The organism is Engelhardtia mirabilis (genome assembly GCF_007748095.1).
Taxonomy (GTDB): Bacteria; Planctomycetota; UBA1135; order UBA1135.
In genome coordinates this window covers 5677743-5695825 of record NZ_CP036287.1, presented here as the reverse complement: position 1 = coordinate 5695825, position 18083 = coordinate 5677743, and the positions used below count along the sequence as shown (strand labels likewise).

The 18083-nt window shown below is 70.1% G+C and carries 14 protein-coding genes; 10 read left to right on the top strand and 4 right to left on the bottom strand.

Translation table 11 applies throughout. The features are described from left to right. Positions 1-83: 83 nt before the first annotated feature. Positions 84-920 (bottom strand): class I SAM-dependent methyltransferase, encoded by an 837-nt coding sequence (locus Pla133_RS20945; protein WP_419191801.1) that lies wholly within the window; start codon positions 918-920, stop codon positions 84-86. 230 nt (positions 921-1150) lie between these two features. On the opposite strand from Pla133_RS20945, the gene Pla133_RS20940 reads away from it, so the two are divergent. Then, complete coding sequence (locus tag Pla133_RS20940; protein WP_145068888.1) at positions 1151-1414, top strand: hypothetical protein; 264 nt, start codon at positions 1151-1153, stop codon at positions 1412-1414. A gap of 67 nt (positions 1415-1481) precedes the next feature. Then, a complete protein-coding gene (gene pdxA / locus Pla133_RS20935; RefSeq protein WP_145068886.1) occupies positions 1482-2474 on the top strand; it encodes a 4-hydroxythreonine-4-phosphate dehydrogenase PdxA in 993 nt (330 codons plus the stop codon). A 7-nt stretch (positions 2475-2481) separates the two neighbouring features. On the opposite strand, the gene Pla133_RS20930 is transcribed toward pdxA, so the two are convergent. Beyond that, complete coding sequence (locus Pla133_RS20930; RefSeq protein ID WP_145068883.1) at positions 2482-3648, bottom strand: hypothetical protein; 1167 nt, start codon at positions 3646-3648, stop codon at positions 2482-2484. 78 nt (positions 3649-3726) lie between these two features. On the opposite strand from Pla133_RS20930, the gene Pla133_RS20925 reads away from it, so the two are divergent. The 7 genes from Pla133_RS20925 (at position 3727) to Pla133_RS20895 (ending at position 13007) form a co-directional block, all read left to right on the top strand. After that, a complete protein-coding gene (locus Pla133_RS20925; RefSeq protein ID WP_145068881.1) occupies positions 3727-4386 on the top strand; it encodes a methyltransferase domain-containing protein in 660 nt (219 codons plus the stop codon). Between the two features lie 31 nt (positions 4387-4417). Continuing rightward, on the top strand, positions 4418-5464 hold the full coding sequence (hemH, locus tag Pla133_RS20920; protein WP_145068879.1) for a ferrochelatase: 1047 nt from the start codon (positions 4418-4420) through the stop codon (positions 5462-5464). A gap of 89 nt (positions 5465-5553) precedes the next feature. Next, a complete protein-coding gene (locus Pla133_RS20915) occupies positions 5554-6996 on the top strand; it encodes a sulfatase family protein (protein WP_145068877.1) in 1443 nt (480 codons plus the stop codon). A gap of 59 nt (positions 6997-7055) precedes the next feature. Further along, on the top strand, positions 7056-8597 hold the full coding sequence (locus tag Pla133_RS20910; protein WP_145068875.1) for a class I adenylate-forming enzyme family protein: 1542 nt from the start codon (positions 7056-7058) through the stop codon (positions 8595-8597). Between the two features lie 133 nt (positions 8598-8730). Further along, positions 8731-10023 carry an NAD(P)/FAD-dependent oxidoreductase gene (locus Pla133_RS20905; RefSeq protein WP_419191800.1) on the top strand — a complete coding sequence of 431 codons (1293 nt, stop codon included), beginning with the start codon at positions 8731-8733 and terminating at the stop codon, positions 10021-10023. Next, positions 10020-11441, top strand: coding sequence for a 4Fe-4S binding protein (locus tag Pla133_RS20900; RefSeq protein ID WP_419191799.1), 1422 nt, complete (start codon positions 10020-10022; stop codon positions 11439-11441). The genes Pla133_RS20905 and Pla133_RS20900 overlap by 4 nt, the downstream gene beginning before the upstream one ends. Positions 11442-11585: 144 nt before the next feature. Beyond that, entirely contained in the window at positions 11586-13007 is a 1422-nt protein-coding gene (locus Pla133_RS20895) for an alginate export family protein (protein ID WP_145068870.1), read from the top strand. 97 nt (positions 13008-13104) lie between these two features. Here the strand turns inward: Pla133_RS20895 and Pla133_RS20890 are convergent, their stop codons facing one another. Both Pla133_RS20890 and Pla133_RS20885 read right to left on the bottom strand, forming a co-directional pair. After that, entirely contained in the window at positions 13105-14169 is a 1065-nt protein-coding gene (locus tag Pla133_RS20890; protein ID WP_419191798.1) for an NAD(P)/FAD-dependent oxidoreductase, read from the bottom strand. 122 nt (positions 14170-14291) lie between these two features. Beyond that, positions 14292-15398 carry an IS630 family transposase gene (locus Pla133_RS20885; RefSeq protein ID WP_145071014.1) on the bottom strand — a complete coding sequence of 369 codons (1107 nt, stop codon included), beginning with the start codon at positions 15396-15398 and terminating at the stop codon, positions 14292-14294. Between the two features lie 353 nt (positions 15399-15751). Between Pla133_RS20885 and Pla133_RS20880 the strand changes: the two genes are divergently transcribed. Further along, positions 15752-18058 (top strand): hybrid sensor histidine kinase/response regulator, encoded by a 2307-nt coding sequence (locus tag Pla133_RS20880; protein WP_145068869.1) that lies wholly within the window; start codon positions 15752-15754, stop codon positions 18056-18058. Positions 18059-18083: the final 25 nt, after the last annotated feature.

The following is an 18083-nucleotide window of genomic DNA, read 5'->3' as shown; positions in this document are numbered from 1 at the left end:
GCAGCGCGGCGCCGAAGGCGCCACGCTGCCCCCCCCCCGGCGTGGGACAAATGGTCCCGGCACCGTACGTCCCGTAAGAACTCCTACCGCTCGGAAGGAGGGAGCTGCACCTCCGGCTCCTGTCCGTACTCGGCCAGCCTCTTGGCCAGCACCGAGGCGAAGAAGCGATCGTCGCCCTCCGTGTAGCGGAGCACGCCCATGGCGGCGTCTTCCGCCTCGCGCTGGCTTGTGCCCACGCGCTGCTCGGGGTCGGGGACCGAGCACACGGCCTGCAGGTAGAACGTCTCCGCCAGGTGCCGCAGCTCGAAGCCCGCCCGAGCGACCATGAGCTTCAACTCCTCGGGCACCGAGAACTGGTTGCGATGCAACGGCCGGTCCGTCTTCGAACCGTACAGGGCGCGCTCCATCTGCCATCGCAACCAGCCCAGGTCGTGGGCCAGGTTCCAAACGTCGAAGTAGAACAGCCCGCCAGGGCGCAGGACACGCCGGACTTCGCGCAGGTAGGCGAACCAGTCTTCCTTGTCCATGTGGATGAAGACCGCGTGGCAGTAGCACTTGTCGATCGAGTCGTCCTCGAGGTCGGGGAGCGCGTCTCCCGGTCCTTCCAGGATCGTCACGTTGTCGAGCGCGCTGCAGCGCTCCCGCGCGATGGCGACCATCTCGCCGGACACGTCGACCCCGATCCAATGGCCCGCGCTGGGAGCGACGTGCCGCCCGAGCCTGGCCACGCCGCAGCCGACCTCGAGCACGGTATCGCTCGGGCCGATCGACAGGCCGTTCACGATGAACGGCGCATTCTCGCGCCCGCTCCGGTCGAGGGCCTCTTCGTCTTGGCTCTCGTCGACCAGCTCGAAGGCGTGCTCGCGCACGGCCGCAATGCGATCCCAAACGGCCTTGTAGCTCTTGACGCCGAGGGACATCGGGATTCGGTCGTCGTGAGCAGCATCACCGGGCGACATTCCAGCCTCACTTGTTCTTGGGTTCCGCTCGCCTGGGGCGGTAATCGGACCGAGGGCAATGCCCGCGAGCCTGTCAATGGAATGCGAGGCTAGCGTCTCTCTCTCTCTCTTGTTTCGAGATCCGTTCCGTCAAGTCTGTGTAGCTTCTGCGGTTGCTACGAATTCTGTCTGCTTGGTCGGCAACTTGCAGATTGTCTTTCGTCGACGCTGCGACCGATCTACTTCGAACTTGTCGGCAGATCCGTGTCTACCTGTTCGACGCCTACTCGGGCGCGCCGGCGATTCGCTCGGCGACGCACCTGCGCCTGCCCTGCGGCGCCCTCGACGGGACCGTGGTCTTCGACGACGAGGTGACCTCTGACCTCTCTGTCGATCCTCGGGCGGAGAGCGGCTTCACGGCGATCGGCGGCTTCCGTGGGGATGTGGCATCCAAGAGCGTCTGGCCGGACCGCTGAGTCAGAGACTGGGGCCGCAGGTCAACAGGTCGGCGGAGGCGGACCGGGCGGATAGGATCGGCGCCCCATGGTCCACCTCGACGTGAGCTACACCGAGCGACCCCTGATCGGACTGACGGTTGGCGACCCAGCCGGCATCGGACCGGAGATCGCGCTCAAGGCGCTGGCCAGCGCTGACCTGCGGCGCAGGGTGCGCGTGCTGGTGCTGGGTCCCGGCGCCCTGCGGCCGGCGAGCGTCCCGCTGCTCGCGACCGCCGACCGCTTGGGCCTGTCGACGGTGGTCGAGAGCGGCTGGTTCGACACCGGCGGGCCTGCGAGCTGGGACATCGGTCGCGTCCAGGCGAGCTGTGGACGCGCGGCCCTCGACGCCCTCGCCATGGGCGCCAAGCTCGCCACGGACGGCCTGATCGACGCCCTCGTCACCGGCCCCGTGAACAAGGAGGCCCTGCACGCCGCCGGCGAGGCGGTCGAGGGTCAGACCGAGCTCCTGGCGCGTTGGGCCAAGGCGCCGCGCACGCAGATGCTGGCGGTGGCCGGACAGCTGCGCGTGCTGCTGCTCACCCGCCACCTGCCCCTGCGCGCGGCCCTCGACCAGATCACCACCGAACGTGTCGTCGACCACCTGGACCTGCTCGACGAGACCCTGCGCCAGCTCGGCTTCGAGTCGCCGCGCCTGGCCCTCGCCGGCCTCAATCCCCACGCGGGCGAGAACGGTATCCTGGGCTCCGAGGACGGCGACCTGCTCGTTCCCGCCGTGCGCATCGCGCGCCAGCGCGGCCTGCAGGTCAGCGGTCCCGAGTCCCCCGACACGGTCTTCCTGCGCGCAAGCCAGGGCGTGCACGACGGGGTGCTGGCCCTCTACCACGACCAGGCCTTCATCCCGGTCAAGCTGCTCGGCGCCGACCGCGGCCTGACCCTGCTCGCCGGTCTGCCCTACATCCGCGTCAGCCCGGCCCACGGCACCGCCTTCGACATCGCAGGCAAGGGGACGGCCTCCGAGCGCAACCTGCTCGAGGCCCTGTTCCAGGCCGCGCAGTGGGTTGCCGCGCGCAAGGCCTGAAGCCCCGCTACGGCGCCGGCGGCTGCCGCGACAGGCGCGAGCGCAGCCGCTCGGTGGCGCGGAACGACTCCGCCGTGGCGTAGGCCTGGATCGCGCGCCGCACCTGCTCGGGTACCGCGGCCAGGGGACCCCGCGGACCGCTGGTCGGCTGGGCCAGGGCGGCCAGCAGCAGGTCGCGCAGTCCGCGCGCCAGCTCGTGCTCGTTTTCCGGCTGCTGCGGGAACAGTTGCCATAGCTGCGCCAGGTCGTCGCGGTCGATGCCGCTGCGTTCGGGGTGGGTCAGGCCGGCGGCCAGGGAGGGCGGCGACAGGATCACGAACTCGTCCAAGTTGTGGATCTGCTCGAGCTTGGCCGCGTGTTGCTCCGGATCGGTGATGCGCGTGATCTGGGCCCGGGCCCCGCGGCGCCGCTTGAGCCCGCGCACGTGCAGGCGCAGGTCGGTCTTCTCGAAGAAGTCCTCGTACAAGGGCGCCCGCCGCGCGCAGGGATAGTGCTCGTTCAGCACGTCGAGCATGAGCTGCTCGAAGCTCTGCCCGTCGGGGGGTGGGATCACCTGCAGCTCGCCCTCGAGGACCCGCCCGTGCAGCCGGGTCTGGACCTTCTCGAGCCCGACCAGTCCGTAGGCCAGCTGGTTGACGGCTTCGTGGGCCACGGCCGTGGTGACGCGGTCGGAGACCTCGGCGTCGTCGAAGGTGAAGCCGATGCCCCAGAAGCGCACGCTGATCACCTGGTCCATCCGCAGGAGCACCTCGCCGCGCGGGCTCTTGACCGCGATGGCGGTCACGGGCGCGTCGGACGGACCGTGCTCGCGGGCCTCCAGGACCCCCTGCGGCTGGGGCTTCCTGCCCCGCGACCTGGCGAAGTCGACCACCCGCGCCTCGAAGCGGTGGGGCGTCTCGAACAACTCGCGCCGCGCCTGGGCGAGCAGGGCGTCGATGGCCCGGGTGCGGTAGTCGATGGGCCGCAGCTCGCGGCGCAGGAGGCGCCGGTAGGCGGCCACGATCGGCGGGTGCCAAGCGTCGTGGGTCGCGTTGGCGTCCAGCACCTCGTCCAGCCGGCCCTGGCCCCAGGCGCGCTCGAGGTCGGTCACGCAGGCGCGCAGGCTGCGGAAGAAGTCCTCGAGCTCCCAGGTGCCGACCGGTCGCTGGCTCGGCGTGGGATTCGTTCCTGTCATGGGTGTGCGCGGACGCGAAGACAGGCCATTGTAGCCGTGCGAGGTGCCGCATCCGCGCGTCCCGAGGCGCAACCGACCATGACCGAACCCGACGAAGCAACCGACGAACGTCCGGGCCGCGCCGAGGGCGTGGACCTGCGAGAGCCTTCCGCCTGGGCCGAGCGCTACGACGCAGGCGACACGCCCTGGGATTGCGGCGGGCCCCACCCGGAGATCGCGCGGCGGATCGCGAGCGGCGAGCTGGCTCCGACGGGCGGGCGGCGCGCCCTGGTGCCCGGTTGCGGGCGAGGCCACGACGCCCTGGCCCTGGCGCGGGCGGGTTGGACGGTGACCGCTGTCGACTTTGCTCCGGGATTGGCCGCGGAGCTCGGCCCGGCCCTCGCCGCCCTGGGCGGCGAGTTCGTCGAGGCCAACGCCCTCGAGTGGCAGGGCGAGCCGGTGGACCTGGTGCTCGAGCACACGTTCCACTGCGCCCTGCCGCCGACGGAGCGCCCGCGTTGGGCCGCCCTCGTGGCGCGCGCCCTGCGACCGCGTGGGACCCTGGCGGTGCTGGTCTTCCCCGCGGACAAACCCGTGTCCGAGGGCGGGCCTCCCCATCGCACCGAGACGGCGGAGCTGTCGGCCCTGCTGGCACCGGCCTTCGAATTGGTCGCCGACGAGGCCGTCGAGCAGCCTTTGGAGCGTCGCCAGTGGCTCGAGCGTTGGGCGCGCTTTCGCCGAACGTCGGACGGCGCGTGATCGCGCCCCCCCAGGCACTAGGATCCGAACCGTGAAGACTGGCGTCCTGCTCATCAATCTCGGTACCCCCGCGGCCCCCGAGGCCTCTGCGGTGCGTCCGTACCTCAAGCAGTTCCTGACCGACGAGCGGGTGATCGACATCCCCGCCCTGCCCAGGAACCTGCTCGTGCGCGGCGTGATCGCACCCCTGCGCGCGCCCAAGAGCGCGGCGGCCTACAAGACGGTCTGGACCGACGAGGGCTCGCCCCTCCTGGTCTTCGGCATGGCCCTGCTCGAGAGCATGCGCGAGGCCCTGCCTGAGCTGCAGGTCGAGCTCGCCATGCGCTACGGCCAACCGTCCATCGCCGCCGGCCTCGCGACCCTGCGCGCGGAAGGCTGCGACCGGGTGCTGCTCGCGCCGCTCTACCCCCAGTACGCCTCGAGCTCCACGGGCTCCTCGGTGGCCGAGGCCTACCGCATCGCGGCAAACCAGTGGAACACGCCGTTCCTCTCGGTCCTGCCGCCCTTCTACGACGACCCCGGCTTCGTGCGCGCCTTCGCGGCGGTGGGGCGGCCGGTGCTCGACGATCTCGGGCCGGACCAGGTGCTGTTCAGCTTCCACGGCCTGCCCGAACGGCACTGCACCAAGTCCGACGAGTCGGGCGGCAAGCACTGCTTCGCGCGGCCCGACTGCTGCGACGCGATCGTGGAGGCCAATCGCAGTTGCTACCGGGCCCAGTGCTTCGCCACCGCGCGGGCCCTGCGCGAGGAGCTCAACCTGCCCGAGGCGCGCAGCCCGATCGCCTTCCAATCGCGCCTGGGCCGCGACCCGTGGATTCGGCCCTACACCGACGAGCTGATCGTCGAGCTGGCCAAGGCCGGGGTGAAGCGCCTGGCGGTCTTCTGCCCGGCGTTCGTGGCGGACTGTTTGGAGACCCTGGAGGAGATCGGCGACAGGGCGGACGCGGACTTCCGGGCCGCGGGGGGCGAGCGGCTCGAGCTGGTGCCGTCGCTGAATGCCCACCCCGAGTGGGTCATGGCCCTGGCGGACCTGATTCGGCGAGCCCTGCCAGCCGAGGTCGCGGAGTCGCTCGGGTAGGCGGCGGTTTCGTGCCTGGCACCTGACGAACGCCTACCCGAGCTGCCCCTGGGGTCTGTGCTCGGGGCCGCGGCGTTAGGATCGGCTCCGTGAACCCCGCCCTGCGCCTCGTCCTCTTCGTTGCCCTGTCCATCGCCCCCGCCTGCTCGGGCAGCGGCGAACCCGAGCCCGCCGAGCGTGTGATGGTCGTGATCCTCGACGCGACCCACCGGGCCCACGTGGGCACCTACGGCGGACCCGACGGCCTGACGCCGACCCTGGACGCCCTGGCCGAGCGCTCGGCGCGCTTCGTCCGGCCCTTCTCCAACGCCAACTGGACCCTGCCCTCCACGGCTTGCCTGATGACCGGGCGCTTGCAGGAGCAGCACGGCGTCGTCAGTCGCGATCACCACGTGAGCGACGACCAGGCCCTGCTGGCCGAGTCCTTCGCGGACGCGGGCTTCCACACGGCGGGCTACTCGCAGATGCCCTACGCCTCGACGACCTACGGCTTCGGCCGCGGCTTCGACGAGTTCCACTACTACGGCAACGGGCGCGAGTCCGAGCTGCGCGAGGGGGGCCTGCCGATCCTCGAGAACGTCGCGCGCTGGATCCGCGCCCTGGAGGGGCAGAAGTGGTTCGCCTACGTCCACCTGCGCCGGCCCCACTCGCCCTACGACGCGCCGCCCAAGCTGGTCGGGCGCATCGACCCCGACGGGCCCCTGGCGGACGGTTCCCTCGATCCGACCCTGCGCGTGTCGGACACCTTCGCCTACCGCTCCCTGCCGCCGGAGCAGGCGGCGCGGGCACAGTCCCTGTACCGCGCGAACTTGATGGCGGTGGACAAGTCGATCGACTGGCTGATCGCCATGGCCGAGGCCCAGGGGGCGGTGGTGGTCGTGACCGCCGACCACGGCGAGGCCCTGGGCCGCAACGACACCTGGGGCCACGGCATCAGCGTCGCGGCCGACAACATCGACATTCCGCTGTTGATCGCGGGACCGGGGATCCTGGCCCGCACCCACGAGGTGCCGGCGTCGACCATCGACCTGTTCCCGACCCTGCACGAGCTGTGCGGCGTGGAACTGCCGGAGAACTACGAGCCGGTCGGACGCTCCCTCGCGGGCCTCTTGCGCGGCGAGGTCGCCGACGAGGATCTGGACTTGGGCCCGCGCCTCTCCACTGGCAAACACGGTTTCGGACCGGGTCTGCAGGTGGCGGTGGTCGAGGGCACACGCAAGCTGGTACTCGATGGGGACGGGACCTCGGCCCTGTTCGACCGCGCGACCGATCCGCTCGAGGAGCACGACCTGAGCACCGAGTTGCCCGAGGTGGCCGAACGCCTGGGCCGAATCGCGCGCTCCTGGCAGGCGGACAACGCGGACCTGATCCACCGCAATCGAGTCGAGGTCGAGATGACCGACGAGCAGCGGGCGGACCTCGAGCGTCTGGGTTACGTGGACGACGGACCCACTGACGCGGCGGATGAGGGCGAGGCGTCCGGCGCGGCCGTGGGCAAGGGCGAGGACGCCCCCGGGGACTCGCCGCGGTGACGGGCGCAGCGCCGGACTCGCCGATAGGCGAGGTCGCTGGCACCGCCACCGACGCCGCGATGGGATGCGAGCATCCCGACCACGGGCATACCGCGCCGACCATCCCCCGTCTGCTGATCCAGGCGGCCCAGGTCCACGGGACCGCCGAGGCAGCGCGGGACGGCGAGCTGCGGGTGACCTGGAGCGAGTTCGCCGCACGCGTGGCCGGTCGCGCGGCGCAGTACGCGCACCTCGGCGTCGGGCGCGGCGACCGCGTCGCGGTCCTGGCCGACAACGGGCTGGCGTTCCTCGAGGCCTACTTCGCCGTGGCAGCCGTCGGCGCGGTCTCGGTGCCGCTCAACGTGAGGCTCGTGCCGCGCGAGCTCGCGGGAGTGCTCGAGGACGCGGAGCCGGTCTTGCTCCTCGCGCAGGAGCGCTATTCGCGAGTGGCACGAGAGGCGGCCACGCTGATCTCGGGCGCGATCGAGCTGCAGCCCCTGGCCCAGAGCCCGGACGCCACGGGCGTGCTCGAACCGGGCCCCGCGCGCGAAGGGGACCTGGCGCACCTCTACTACACCAGCGGCACCACCGGACGCCCCAAGGGTGTGATGCTGAGCCACCGCAACGTGTGCCAGCACGCCCTCGCCGCCGCCTGCGAGCTGTCCCTCGCGCCCACCGACACCTGGGCGCACATCGCGCCCATGTTCCACCTGGCCGACGCTTGGGCCAGCTTCGCGATCACCCTCGTCGGCGGGCGGCACGTGTTCCTGGAGCGATTCGAGGCCGGCGCGGCCCTGGACCTGATGGAGCGCGAGCGCGCCACGATCACGAACCTGGTGCCGACCATGCTCGGCGCGATGGTCGCGCGCACGGACGCCGCCGCGCGGGATTGGTCGCGCCTGCGCTCGATCCTCTCCGGCGGCGCGCCGATCGCGCCCGAGGTGGTGCGCGCGATCGTGGCGACCTTTCGCACGGAGTACGTGCAGACCTACGGGATGACCGAGACGAGCCCCTACCTGACGCTCAGCAAGCTCGGGCGCGCCCAGGCCGGGCTCTCGGCCGAGGAGCGCCTGGCCCTCTCCGCCCGCACCGGCCGGCCCTTCCTCGGCATCGAGCTGCAGGTGGTCGACGCGGACGGCGCACGGGTCCCGGCCGACGACACCAGCGTGGGCGAGATCCGGGTGCGCGGCGCGACGGTCACCGCGGGCTACTGGCGCCAGCCGGAGGCCACGGCCCAGGCCCTGCGCGACGGCTGGCTGTGGACCGGCGACCTGGCGCGCGTGGACCGCCACGGCTTCGTCGAGATCGTCGACCGCGCCAAGGACATGATCCTGACGGGCGGTGAGAACGTGTACTCGATCGAGGTCGAGAACGTGCTCTACGAGCATCCGGACGTGCTCGAGGCCGCGGCCTTCGGGCGGCCCGACGTCCAGTGGGGCGAGGCGGTCTGGGCTGCGGTGGTGCCGCGCGAGGGGCGACGCCTGGACGCCGCGGCGCTGATCGCCCACTGCCGTGGGCGCTTGGCGGGCTTCAAGGTGCCCAAGGGCATCGACCTGCTGGAAGCCCTGCCGCGCACGGGTTCGGGCAAGATCGCCAAGCGCCTCTTGCGCGACGGCATCTGAACGCGGAGCTCGCGCGGCGGCGGATCGGCTCGCGGCAGGTGGTCACGCCCGCGCAGCCGGCGGCGTACCCTGGCCGGAACCGATGCGGCGCGCGCAGCTGCGATCCCCTCGAACCACCCACGCCATCCAAACCTTGCACGTCGTCATCCTCGGCAACGGGATCACCGGCGCGAGCGCCGCGGTCCGCCTCCGCGAGCTCCGACCGGACTGGCAGATCACGATGATCTCCGGCGAGTCGGCCCACCCCTACTCCCGGCCAGCGCTGATGTACGTGTTCATAGGGCACATGCGCTACCAGGACACCAAGCTGCAGGAGGACAGCTTCTGGCCCAAGCAACGCATCGACCTGGTCCGCGACTGGGCCGTCGAGCTCGACGCGCCCGCCAAGCGACTGCGCCTGCACCGGGGCGGTGAGTTGACGTTCGATCGCCTGCTGTTGGCAACGGGCTCGAAGCCGAACCGCTTCGACTGGCCGGGACAGGATCTGCGCGGTGTTCAGGGTCTCTACGGCCTGATGGACCTCAAGCTGTTGCACGACAACTGCGAAGGTGCGCGGCAGGCGGTGATCGTCGGCGGCGGCCTGATCGGGATCGAGTTGGCGGAGATGCTGCACTCGCGCGGGATCCACCCGACGCTCCTGGTGCGCGAGCCAGCCTACTGGAGCAACGTGCTGCCGGAGGATGAGGCGCGCATGGTCGGTCGCGCGATCGATGCGGCCGGCATCGGCCTGCGACTCGAGAGCGAGTTGGCGGAGATCGTCGACGATGGCACCGGGCGCGCCGGCGCCATCGTGACCAAGGCGGGCGAGCGCTTGGAAGCGCAGATCGTGGGCCTGACGGCCGGCGTCAGCCCCAACCTGGACCTCGTGGGCGACACGCAGATCGAGTGCGAACGCGGCGTGCTGGTCGACGACGGCCTGCGCACGAGCGCGGAAGACATCTGGGCCGCCGGTGACTGCGCGGAGATCCGGCGCGAGGGTGACGAGCGCAACCTTCTGCAACAGGTCTGGTACACGGGCAGGTTGCAGGGGCGTCTGGTAGCGGAGTCGATCGCGGCCGACTCGCGAGCGGCCGGCGCCGCGCCGAGCTACGACCCGGGCCTCTGGTACAACTCGGCCAAGTTCCTCGATCTCGAATACCAGACCTACGGCGAGGTTCGGCCCGGCGGTCGCGGTCAAGAGAGTCTTTGGTGGCAGCACGAAAGCAGGCAGATGGGCATGCGGATCGCCCTGGCGGAGGGTGACCGGGTCGCCGGCTTCAACGTCGTGGGCCTGCGCTACCGGCACGAGGTCTGTCGGCGCTGGCTGTCCGAGGGGCGCGGGCTCGACTACGTGCTCGACCACCTGGGCGAGGCGAACTTCGATCCGGAGTTCGAGCCGCGCTTCGAGCCGACCATGGCCACGTCCATGCGAGGGGCGCGCCCGTGATCGATCCCCGGACCCTGGCCTACGACTTCGACGAGGAGGCGGAGGGCTTCGGCGAACCGCCGCGCGTGGAGCGGCCGCGCCTGCCCCTGGATCAGAAGCTCTGCTTGGGTCTGCTCGGCGCCGGTCTGTTGACCCTCGTGGCCCAGATCGGCGGCACGGCCCTGAGCGGCACCTGGGGCGGAATGGCCCTGTCCTGGGGTTCGATCGCCCTCGGCACGTCGCTCTGGTTCTGGCGCCTGTACGCCGGCACCACGCCCGGCATCAAGCACGACGGCATCTGGTTCCGCTCGGCCCTCTCGCGCGGTGCGTTGGGTTGGCTGGCGGGCATCTTCATGACCGGCATGTACGTCTTGATCTACTGGTTCCCGCAGGTGCTGGGGGAGAGCGCCGACGGTCCGCCGACCGGTCTGGTGGCGACGGTCGACCCCCTGGCCCAGCTGGTCACCGGCTATCCCGCCTCGCGCTGGTTCCTGTACGGGGTGCTCTACACCACCGCGATCCTGGTCTTCGGCGTGCGGATGTTCATGAAGTACCGCCACAGCCGGTACCACCAGATCCGCACCGCCAGCGTGATGGTATTCCAGTTCGGTTTCGCTTGGCTGCTGCCGAACCTGCTGGTGTTGTTCCAGAAGCCCTACATGGAGTTCAACGGCATCTGGCCGCTGAAGCAGAATTACATCTGGCCCGAGAAGTGGGGCGAGTTCACCGGCGCGGGTGCCTTCGGTCTGTTCCTGCTGGTCTGGGCCGTGGGCCTGGTGGTGGCGACGCCGATCCTGACCTACTTCTTCGGCAAGCGCTGGTACTGCTCCTGGGTCTGCGGCTGCGGCGGCCTGGCGGAGACCCTCGGCGATCCCTGGCGGCAGCTGTCCGACAACTCGACCCGCGCCTGGAAGATCGAGCGCTGGATGATCCACTCGGTCTTGGCCGCCGTGCTGGCGGTGACCGTCTCGCTGTGGATCGACTACAAGACCACCGGCGCGGTCTACGGCTCCTGGTCCGGCGGCGTGCGGCAGTGGTACGGCTTCTACATCGGCGCGGTGTTCAGCGGTGTGGTCGGCGTGGGCTTCTACCCCCTGCTCGGCAATCGGGTGTGGTGCCGCTTCGGCTGCCCCCAGGCGGCGATCCTGGGGATCTGGCAGCGCTTCTACTCGCGCTTCCGGATCACCACCAACGGCGACCAGTGCATGTCCTGTGGCAACTGCTCGACCTATTGCGAGATGGGCATCGACGTGCGGAGCTACGCGCAGAAGTCGGAGAACATCGTGCGGGCGTCGTGCGTGGGCTGTGGCGTCTGCGCCAGCGTCTGCCCGCGGGGCGTGCTGAAGCTGGAGAACGGCTCGACCCACGCGGATCGCTACGAGGGCTCCGATCGACCGCTGGACGCCTTCGTCAAGAGCCTCGGGATTCGCGACCGCTGAGTCGCCATATCCCCAGTTCGACGGGTCGCAGACTGACCGGCGTCTGTTGCCTCTGGGGCCGGCCCGAGATCGGGGAGGCGTGGTAGATTCCCGGACAATTCGCCCGAGCCAAGGGCGTGTCCCGTCCAGGCCCATCCTCCCACCATGCAGCGTCCCGCCCGAGTCAGTCCCGCACTCATCGGTCTCTCCGCCCTCATCGGCCTCGCTCCGGCGGTCTCGGCCCAGGGCGAGTGGACGCGGCCGAAGTACCAGCTCAACCCGCAGAACGAGGACTGGTCTGGCATCGAGACGCTACCTGCCGAGCAACGCGACTGGGCCGACAGGCTCAAGTGGATGGCGTTGGACGACGCCGGCGACTGGCGCCTGACCGTCGGCGGGCGCGCGCGTGGCCGGATCGAGGGCTGGTCGAACTTCGGCCAGACCGAGAATGGAAGTCCGCGCTCGGACGACATCTTCGAGCTCCTGCGACTGCGCGCCCACGGTGACCTGCAGCACAGCTCGGGCTTCCGCGCGTATGTGGAGCTCAAGAGCGCCCTGGCCTGGGACCGCCAGTTGCCCGGCGGCACGCGTTCCATCGACGAGGACCAACTCGACGTGCACCAGGGCTTCCTCGAGCAGGGCTTCGACGTCGGACAGGAGCGTCCCTTGACCCTGCGCGTGGGTCGCCAGGCCCTGGCCTTCGGTCGTCAGCGCCTGGTCAGCCCGCTGCCCTGGGCCAACGTTCTGCGCACTTGGGACGGAGCGTCCGCGCGCGTTCCCCTGGGCGATTGGAACGTCGATGCCTTCTGGACCGAGTTCGTGGTTGTCGACGACGACGCGTTCAACGAGGCGGGCGACGACCAGCTCTTCGGTCTCTACGGCACGCGCGGCCTGGATGGCAAGGTCCTTGACCTCTACCTGCTCGGCACCCAACGCGACGGCCGCACGTTCAACGGCACCACCGGCAACGAGGACCGCTACACCCTGGGCGCGCGCTACGCCCGACCCGCGGCCAAGGGTGAGACCGACTTCGAGCTCGAGTTTGCCGTGCAGGAGGGCGACATCGACTCCCAGGACATCCACGCCTGGATGGTCGGCGGCGAGTTCGGCGTCAGCTTCGTGGGCGATGGCGCCCCGCGCCTGAACGCTCTGATCGAGATCGGCAGCGGCGATTCGAGCGCCGGCGGCTCGGTCGGGACCTTCGACACGCCCTACCCCCTGGGCCACGCCTACTACGGGATCGCGGACACCCTGGGTCGCCAGAACGCGATCGACATCGGCCTGGGTGGCACCTGGCCCGTGGGCGAGCGCACGACCCTGGCTGTGACCGCCCACCAGTTCCTGCGCACGAACGACGGCGACGCGATCTACAACGCCGGCGGCGCACCGATCGCCGGGACCGCGGGTGGCGGCAGCGGCTCGAGCGACATCGGACAGGAGCTGGACCTCGTGCTGACCAGCCGCATCGATCGCCACACCACCTGGCAGGCGGGCTACTCGCACTTCTGGACCGGGTCGGTGCTCGACGACGTCGGTCTCGACGCGGACACGGACTTCGTCTACCTGCAGCTCTCCTACGCCTTCTAGAAAGCCTGCCGAGTCGGGCGGGTCCCTCGGTCGGTCTATCGCTGGAGCCGCGATCGAACGAGGTCCCGCCTGACTGTCGAACGGGCGCGCCGGTGATTCAATCGACGGCGTCGCCTCGCAGCCGATCGGCGGCGGCGACACCCGAGAGCCAGGCGCCCTCGACCCGATTGCCCTGGCACCAGTCCCCGGCCAGGACCAAGCCCCGCTGCGAATCCACCAGGCACCCGGCATCGAGCGGGTCGGTAGCAACGGCGTAGCGCCAGCGGTGCAGGTCCGATGCCACGACCGGCGGCGCCGGACGTCCGGCCAGGCGCTCCAACTCGGCGAGCAGCGCGGCGATTTGGGACGACGGCTCGTCGTCCCAATGTTCGAGGGACCAGGCGGGGTTCGTGTGCAGGACCCACGCCTCGCCGGGCGGACGACCGGGCTTGCTCGAGTTGCGCGCGACCCAAGCGAGGGCTCGACCCTCGACGAAGGCGCCGTCGAAGGGCAGGTCCCAGGCGCCGTCGAAGGTCAACAGCGCCGCGGAGCAGGCCGACATCTCGACCGCGGCCGCGGTGGCGGCCAGGGGCGTCGTCGCGGGCAGTAGCTCGGCCGCCTGGGGCCCGGGCACGGTCAGGAGTACCTGCGCGAACTCGCCCAGCGCGTCGCCCTCGCTCGAGCGCAGGACCCAACCCGCAGCGCTCCGCTCCGCCAGCGCCGCGACGCGGACGCCGCAACGCACGTCGAGGCCCCGGGCCAGGTGCTTGGCCACGGCGTTCATGCCGGGGACGCCGACCAAGCGTTCCACCGACCCGGAGGTGGAGGCGCTGCCCGCGGAGCCGAGGGTAGCGATGCGCCCCTTCCAAGGTGCGACCAGCCCGGCCTCGGTCCAGGTCGCGACCGCGGCCCTGAAGCGCTCGTCGCGGGCCGTGAAGTACTGGGCGCCGTGGTCGAAGGACACCGGCTCGGCCCTGCGCGTCGAGGTCCGGCCCCCGGGGCCTCGACCCTTGTCGAAGACCACCACGGAGAGCCCCGCTCGGGACAAGGAGCGGGCAGCAGCCAGGCCGGCGATCCCAGCTCCGATCACCGCCATGGGCCCGCGCGATCTGGGCGACCGGCCCCGATCGCCACCCGCTGGCTTCTCGATCCAGGTCTCTTCGCCTTCGGTGGGTTGGAACACAGGGGGGTTCTAGCCCCCGACGGTCCCCGGGATCCACCCCCAGCGGTGTCCAATCGGGGGCCCGCGGCCGCCCTTCGTCCCTGGGCGCAGCCCGGTCAGCACGCCCCGCCTAGTGGGGTGAGTCAAAGCTTCGACTCATTTGTTTGCCGGGAACGAGTGGCGTTCGCTGTGTCGCAGTAGCGGCGGAGGCTGGCGAGGATCTGGTCTGCGGTCTTGGTCCAGACGTACGGCTTCGGCTCGTCGTTGTGGGCATCGATGAACGCCCTCACGTCCTTCTCGAGCGCAGCCGTACTTCGATGGACGCCGCGCTCAGTCACTCGCCGGGAGACGATCGAGAACCAGCTCTCGACGAGGTTGAGCCAGGACGACGTCGTCGGCGTGAAGTGCACGTGAAATCGGGGTCGGCGTAGCAGCCACCGCTTCACGGCTGGCGTCTTGTGCGTGGCGTAGTTGTCCATCACGAGGTGGACGTCCAGCTCCTTGGGCACGGACTGCTCGATCTCGCCCAGGAACTTCAGGAACTCCTTCGACCTGTGTCGACGGAAGCACTTGCCGATGACTCGCCCCGTGGCGATGTCGAGCGCTGCGAACAGCGACGTCGTCCCGTGGCGCACGTAGGTATTCGAGCGTCGCTCCGGGTGCGTCGGCGTCATCGGCAGCAGGGGCTGAGTGCGATCCAGTGCCTGCATCTGGGACTTCTCGTCGACGCAGAGCACGAGCGCATTGTCCGGAGGGCTCATGTACAGTCCCACGATGTCCCGGACCTTCTCGACGAACTGAGGGTCGCGGGACAAGGAGAAGGACTCGCTGCGGTCTGGACGAAGGCTGAAGGCCTTCCAGATCCGCGCCACAGCGCTCTGAGACAATCCGAGCTCGTTCGCGACTTGGCGGGAGCTCCAGTGGGTCCCGGTTTTCGGCTTACGGTGGAGCGTCATGTCCACGACGCGGGCGACATCGTCATCTGAGACGCTCCTCGGCCGTCCAATCCGAGGCTCGTCGTACAGCGCGTCCAGACGCTCCTTCACGAATCGGCGACGCCAGCGACCAACGGTCTGAAAGTGCAGCCCCAACTCGTCGGCGACATCGGTATTGTCCAGCCCCTTCGCACAGCGAAGGATGGCGCGCGCCCGCTCCGCCACTGCCGCAGGCGTCGAGCGACGCCGAACCAGCCGATTCAACTCCGCGCGCTCCTGCTCGGACAACACGAGCTTCGCCTTCGGCCGTCCCATCTTGGTCGTCATGATGCAACCATCGGCGCGGCCGAGCCCGACTTGCCCGAAACTTGCAACTTATTAGTCGAATCTTTGACTCGCCCCACTAGTGTCCTGGATCAGAAATTCGGCGTCACTTCCCGGGCTCCGATCGCCGCTGGCGTCGCCAGCGCCTCCTCCGAGTATCGCAGCGGATACGCGTCGTCGGCGCGCCTAGCCAGCATCGATCGGACCTCCGGGCAGTGACGCCGAGTTTCTGATCCAGGACACTAGGGCGGGTCATTCTGCAAGGTCCCGTCAGCGAGCGAGAGGCGGCCGTAGGTCGCCGTTTGGGCGTGCTGGGCGCGGATCCAGGACACTAGAGTGCCGACATGACGAGGGGGCTGTTCACTGCTCTGGAGAGGCACCACGACCTCGTCCTCGGCGTCGACGCTGGTGGACGCCTCGTTCACGCGGGCCCTGACCGCCCGGCCGCGGGCTTCTTCCTCGATCCGCCCAGTGTTGGCGTCCGGCTGCTCGACGTCCTGCGGGTTGACCTGCGCGGAGCCATCGCAGAGGGGCTCGAGACGGCCCGCCGGACCGGAGTGGCCAGTGTTCGCTGTCGGCTCGAGGGTCCGCCGCGGGAGTTCACGCTCGAGGTCTCCGACGCTGGCGACGGCTTGCTGCTGCTCTTGGGCCGTGCTGTGGGGGTTGCCGACCCCCTGCGCGGCTCGAGCAGTGCCGATCCCAAGGACGTGCTGCACGACGTGCTCTCGCGACTGACACAGGGCGTGGTGATCCAGGGGCCTGGGGCCGAGGTCTTGATGGCCAATCCGGCGGCCCTCGAGTTGCTCGGCCTGAGCGAGGCCCAGTTGCTCGGCGCGAACTCCCACGATCCCGCCTGGCGCGCGTTCCATGCGGACGGTCGGGACTTCCCGAGCAGTGACCATCCCGTGCCCCGGGCCATCGCCGATCGCCGACCGGTGCGCGACGTCGTGATGGGAATCGATCGCCCGGGCGAGCTGCCGCGGATCTGGCTCAGCGTCGACGCCGTGCCAGTACTGGACACGGGCGGCGAGGTTTCCCACGTGATCTGCAGCTTCGACGACGTGACTCAGGAGCGCGAAGCGCGCGCCGCCCTCGAGCGCGAGCACGCTCTGCTCAGCGAGGTCATGAACACCAGTGTGGCGGGGATCGTCGTGCTGGAACCCTCTGGACAGATCGTCTTCGCCAACCGCGCCGCGGAGGGGATCTTGGGACTCGAGGTCAGCTCGATCGTCGGGCGCGCCTACAACGACCCCCATTGGCGCTCGACCGATGTCGACGGCGGTTCCATCGCCGACGAACGCCTGCCCTTCGCGATCGTGATGGCCACCCGGCGTCCTGTCGTGGACGTGCGCCACGGAATCGAGTGGGCCGACGGGAGTCGCCGCATCCTGTCGATCAATGGCGCGCCGGTGATCAACTCCGAGGGGCAGGTGGAGCGCTTGGTGTTCGGGGTGCTCGACGTCACCGAGCAGGTGCGTCAGGTGCGCGAGCAGGTTGAGGTGCAACGGGAGTTGGAGTCCATCGCGCGACTCGAGAGCCTCTCCGTCCTCGCCGGCGGCGTCGCCCACGACTTCAACAACATCCTGGTCGGCGTGCTCACGACCGCGGACCTGTTGCGCGCCGAGCTACCGTCCGACCACCCGTCCATCGGTCTGGTCGAGATGATCGAGCACGGGGGCCAGCGCGCGGCGGAGTTGACGCGGCAGCTCCTGGCCTTCTCCGGTCGGGGGCGCTTCGACCTGGAGTCGATCGATCTGTCGGAGTGCATCGGCGAGACCTCGCAGCTGCTCGCGGCCCTAGTCTCGAAGGACGTGCGGATCGAGTTCGACCTGGCGCCAGACCTACCCGCTATCGCGGCCGATCCGACGCAGATCCGACAGATCGCCATGAACGTCGTCCTGAACGCTGCCCAGGCGATCGGCGATCGCGCCGGGACCGTGCGGCTGCGGACCCGGTTCGTGCCGGACTATGACGCGGGGCTTACCCTGGAGGGCCTGGTGGAGGGCGATCCGGCGCCGCCCTACGTCGCCCTCGTGGTCGATGACGACGGGCCCGGCATCGAGCCGGCCGTCCTGCAGCGCATCTTCGAGCCCTTCTTCACGACCAAGGACCGCGGCCACGGACTGGGCCTGGCGGCGGTGCGCGGCGCCGTGAGGAGCTTCGGCGGCTTCCTGCACGTGGGCAATCGCGCGGGCCAGGGTGCGGTCTTCAGTTTCGGCTTCCCGCCGGCGGGCGAGGCGCTCGAACGCGCCCGCGCGGTCGAGCCCGCGGGCATCCCGAACCTCAGTGGCACGGTGCTCGTGATCGACGACGAGCAGGTGGTGCGTCGGGTCGTGTCGGCGATCCTGCGTGACTTCGGTTGCGATGTGGTCACGGCGATCGACGGAGTGCATGGGCTCGAGACCTTCGAGCGCGAAGCAGCTCGCATTACCGCCGCGGTGGTCGACGTCAACATGCCGCGCATGAACGGCGACGAGGTCATTCGCAAGTTGCGCGACCGCGCGCCCCAGTTGCCGATCCTGCTGATGAGCGGCCGCCTGGACCGGGACTTCGAGCCGATCGACGCCCTGCAAGAGTTCGTCGCGAAGCCCTTCCGCAGGGCCGACCTGGCCCAGGCGCTGGGGCGTCTGGTCCGTCGCGTGCCGAACTGACCGTCGCGGGCAGGGGTGCGACTTG